The 3,886-nt window shown below is 69.4% G+C and carries 3 protein-coding genes; 2 read left to right on the top strand and 1 reads right to left on the bottom strand.

The window, feature by feature from the left end; genetic code table 11:
* Positions 1 to 869: FAD-dependent oxidoreductase (locus D0D37_RS46030; RefSeq protein ID WP_162834817.1), on the top strand; the 869-nt coding region annotated here is incomplete at its 5' end.
* Between the two features lie 14 nt (positions 870 to 883).
* On the opposite strand, the gene D0D37_RS46025 is transcribed toward D0D37_RS46030, so the two are convergent.
* Positions 884 to 1,354, bottom strand: a complete 471-nt coding sequence (locus D0D37_RS46025; RefSeq protein WP_116206857.1) for a hypothetical protein — start codon at positions 1,352 to 1,354, stop codon at positions 884 to 886.
* A gap of 40 nt (positions 1,355 to 1,394) precedes the next feature.
* On the opposite strand from D0D37_RS46025, the gene D0D37_RS46020 reads away from it, so the two are divergent.
* A complete protein-coding gene (locus D0D37_RS46020) occupies positions 1,395 to 3,329 on the top strand; it encodes an intein-containing Rv2578c family radical SAM protein (RefSeq protein ID WP_208720576.1) in 1,935 nt (644 codons plus the stop codon).
* The last annotated feature ends 557 nt before the right edge of the window (positions 3,330 to 3,886 follow it).

The following is a 3,886-nucleotide window of genomic DNA, read 5'->3' as shown; positions in this document are numbered from 1 at the left end:
TGGTCGGCGCGGGCGTGATCGCCTTCGAGTACGCGTCGATGTTCGCCGCGCTCGGCTCGCGGGTGACCGTGGTCGAGCAGCGCGACCAGATGCTCGACTTCTGCGACCCGGAGATCGTGGAATCGCTGAAGTTCCAGCTGCGCGACCTCGGCGTCACGTTCCGGTTCGGGGAGAAGGTCGCGAACGTCGCGGTCTCCGACGACGCCACCGTGACGACGCTGGTCAGCGGCAAGCGCATCCCGGCGGACGCGGTGATGTACTCGGCCGGACGGCAGGGCATGACCGGCGCGCTGGCGCTGGAAAACGCGGGCCTCAGCGCGGACAAGCGCGGCAGGCTGGAGGTCGACGAGCACTACCGGACGCCCGTCGAGCACGTGTACGCGGTCGGCGACGTGATCGGCTTCCCGGCGCTGGCGGCGACGTCGATGGACCAGGGGAGGCTCGCCGCGTACCACGCGTTCGGCGAACCGGCGAACGACATCGGCGCGTTGCAGCCGATCGGGATCTACACGATCCCGGAGATCTCGTATGTCGGCGCGACCGAGGCACAGCTGACGTCGTCGTCGGTGCCGTACGAGGTCGGCATCGCGCGCTACCGCGAGCTGGCACGCGGCCAGATTTCCGGGGACAGCTATGGGATGTTGAAGCTGCTGGTGTCGACAGCGGACCGAAAATTGCTGGGAGTACACGTATTCGGCACCGGTGCGACTGATCTCGTGCACATCGGACAGGCGGTGATGGGCTGCGGCGGGACGGTGGATTACCTGGTGGACGCGGTCTTCAACTACCCGACGCTGTCCGAGGCGTACAAGGTGGCGGCCCTCGACGCGACGAACAAGATCCGCGCCCTGGCACGCTTCTCCGCCTGAGGCTGCCGCCCCGCTCAGCAGTTCTCGACGTCCCATGGATAGTCGAGGCTGCTGGGCGGGGTGTCGTCCACTCCGACGTCCAGCTGTGAGACGCGCTCGGACCTCTCGCAGACCCGCACGCCCGCGCCCGCCTCGTTCAGCCTGCAGTGGATCAGCCTCGCCTCCAGGCAGTCCGACCAGGGCACCCGCAGGGCCAGACAGGACTTGACGGTGCTGGCGAACAGCGTGAGCAGCGGTGCTTCGCCGGGTGCGGCGCTCTCCCTCGCCAGGGTGCGTCCGAACAACGTCTGGAGTCCGTCCAGCACCTGCTGGCGGTGGGCGCGCAAGGCGAAGTCGTACGTCGGTCCCTCCTCGCGGTAGCCGCCCAGGTCGTCGGTCAGCGGCTGGTACTCATGCGCGAACGTTGTCCGACCTGCGCGTTCAGCTCCGCTGGTTTTCGAGCGGGCAAGCCCGCCGCGTGACTCGTTCGAGGGGTGTTCGAACATATGTTTGACACGGCTTTAGAACATGTGTTCGACTGTTGGGGTGCGTTGGGAACAGTTGCGAGCGGGGAAGGAGGAGCCGGCACTCCCCGGTCTCGGTGCCTTCGGGGATGTCGTGCGCTCGGTGCGGGCGCCGGAGTTCGGCGGTGTCACCTTCCACGAGGTGCGCGCCCGGTCCGTGCTGAACCGGGTGCCGGAGTCGTCCGCGGTGCCGTTCCGGTGGTCGGTCAATCCGTATCGCGGGTGTTCGCATGCGTGCACGTACTGCCTCGAAGGCGACACGCCGGTGCTGATGGCTGACGGCCGCGCGAAGCCGATCGCCGAGCTGCGCGTGGGCGACCGGATCATGGGCACGCGCGGGCACGGCGTCGCGCGCAGGTTCGTGCCCACCGAGGTGCTCGCGCACTGGACCACGGTGCGCCCGGCGTACCGGGTCACGCTCGACGACGGCACGCGGATCGTCGCCGGGCCGGATCACCGGTTCCTCAGCGCGCGCGGCTGGAAGTACGTCACCGGCAGCAAACTCGGCACCGCGCAACGGCCGCACCTGGAACCCGGCACGGAACTCGTCGGTGCCGGCCGGTTCGCGCGCACGCCGGACGACACGCTCGGATACCGCGCCGGCTACCTGTGCGGAATGCTGCGTTCAGGCGGTTTCGCCGCGGAATCGGACGCGGCCGCGCGAGCGCTGGCATACCTGCCGGATTTCGGCTCGTCGGTGGGCTTCATGCGGATCCCGCGCGAACCGGACGCCCACTGGGCGCGCGGATTCCTGGCCGGACTGTTCGACCTCGCCGGCGGTTACCGGCGCGGCACGCTCTCCATCGCACACGACGAGAACGAAGTGGTGGACATGCTGTTCGCCGCACTGGATCGGTTCTCGTTCAGCTACGACACTGTCGGCCACCGCCAGCACCCCGGCCGCAGGCAAGCCCGGCTCACCGGCGGAACCGGCGAGGTGCTGCGGTTCCTGCACCTGGTCGACCCGGCAGTCGAATGGAAACGCTCCCTGGACGGCACCGTAATCGGCGGCGTCCGGCGCACGGTCACGAGCATCGCGCCGCTGGGACTGGAGTTGCCGCTGTTCGACATCACCACCGGCACGAGCGATTTCATCGCGGACGGCATGGTGTCGCACAACTGCTTCGCCCGGAACACCCACACGTACCTGGACTTCGACGCCGGCCGGGACTTCGACACGCAGGTCGTCGTCAAGGTCAACGCCCCGGAAGTGCTGACCGCACAACTGAAACGGCCGAGCTGGCAACGGGAACCGGTCGCGATGGGCACGAACACCGACCCGTACCAGCGGGTCGAAGGCCGCTACCGGTTGATGCCCGGGATCATCCGCGCACTCGCCGACTCCGGGACGCCGCTGTCGATCCTCACCAAGGGCACCATGCTGAGCCGGGACCTGCCGCTGCTGGAATCGGTGGGAAAGGACGTCCCGGTCCACCTGGCGGTGTCGCTGGCCCTTCTGGACGGCGACCTGCAACGCCGCCTGGAACCCGGCACCCCAACCCCGCGCGCCCGACTGGACCTGATCCGCAAGGCCGCCGATGCCGGGCTGCCGTGCTCGGTGATGGTCGCGCCAGTGCTGCCGTACCTGACGGATTCGCCCGAAGCCCTCGACCCGCTTTTCGCCCAACTCGCCGAAGCCGGAGCGACGAGAGTCACGGTGCTGCCGCTGCACCTCCGACCAGGCGCGCGGGAGTGGTTCGCCGAGTGGCTGAAACGGGAGTATCCGGCGCTGGCGCCTCGATACCGCCGCCTGTACGCACGAGGAAGCTACGTCGACCGCGGCTACCGAGAGCGATTGGCGACCGTAGTGGGCCCGCTGCTGCGACGGCACGGGCTGGATCCGCGGGCGCCTCGGGCGCATGCGGAAACCCGGCCGGAGCCGGACCCGGCGGAGGGGACCGGGACTGCGGTACCGGAGCAACGAGCAGGGGAGGCCGAACAGCTGCGGCTCCTGTGAGACGACAAGCCCGAGTCGCGCCCGGACTGAATGAGTCGAGTCAGGCAGGTGAACGTTGCTGGTGGCGAGCAGCCGGAACTTCGCTTCGGGGGAGTGCCGATCGGCACCGTGCGATGAACCCTGGCCGGATCTGCTCGCGTCGGACGACTGAATCCGCCCCGCCCGCGCCCTCGGGCCAGATCGACCCTTGCGCAGCTACCTGAATGTGCTTGGCTTCGCCGCTTTGGTTCCGCCGAACCCGCCACTCGAACCCGCGCCGCTCGGTCGCTCCAGCCCCGGAGAGGCCGCCATTTGAGCCTGCGCTGCTCCACCGCTCGCATTAGCCCGAATCGCGTCACCAAGCCGGAGCCGCCCGCTGGACCTGCCCACTACCCGGGGCCTGCGGCCCCTCGCCCCGTCCTCGCCGCGCGGCCAGTCCGCCGAGTCCGGGACTCGAGCCTGCGCTGCTCCGCCGCTCCCGCTCCGCCGCCCGCATTAGCCCTGGCCGCACCGCCAAGCCCAAGCTGCCCGCCGAACCCCTCCACTATCCGAGCCCGCAGCCCCTCACCGCCCCAAAC

The sequence above is a fragment of the Amycolatopsis circi genome, from assembly GCF_003385235.1.
Taxonomy (GTDB): domain Bacteria; phylum Actinomycetota; class Actinomycetes; order Mycobacteriales; family Pseudonocardiaceae; genus Amycolatopsis; species Amycolatopsis circi.
This window is presented reverse-complemented; position numbering and strand designations above follow the sequence as displayed.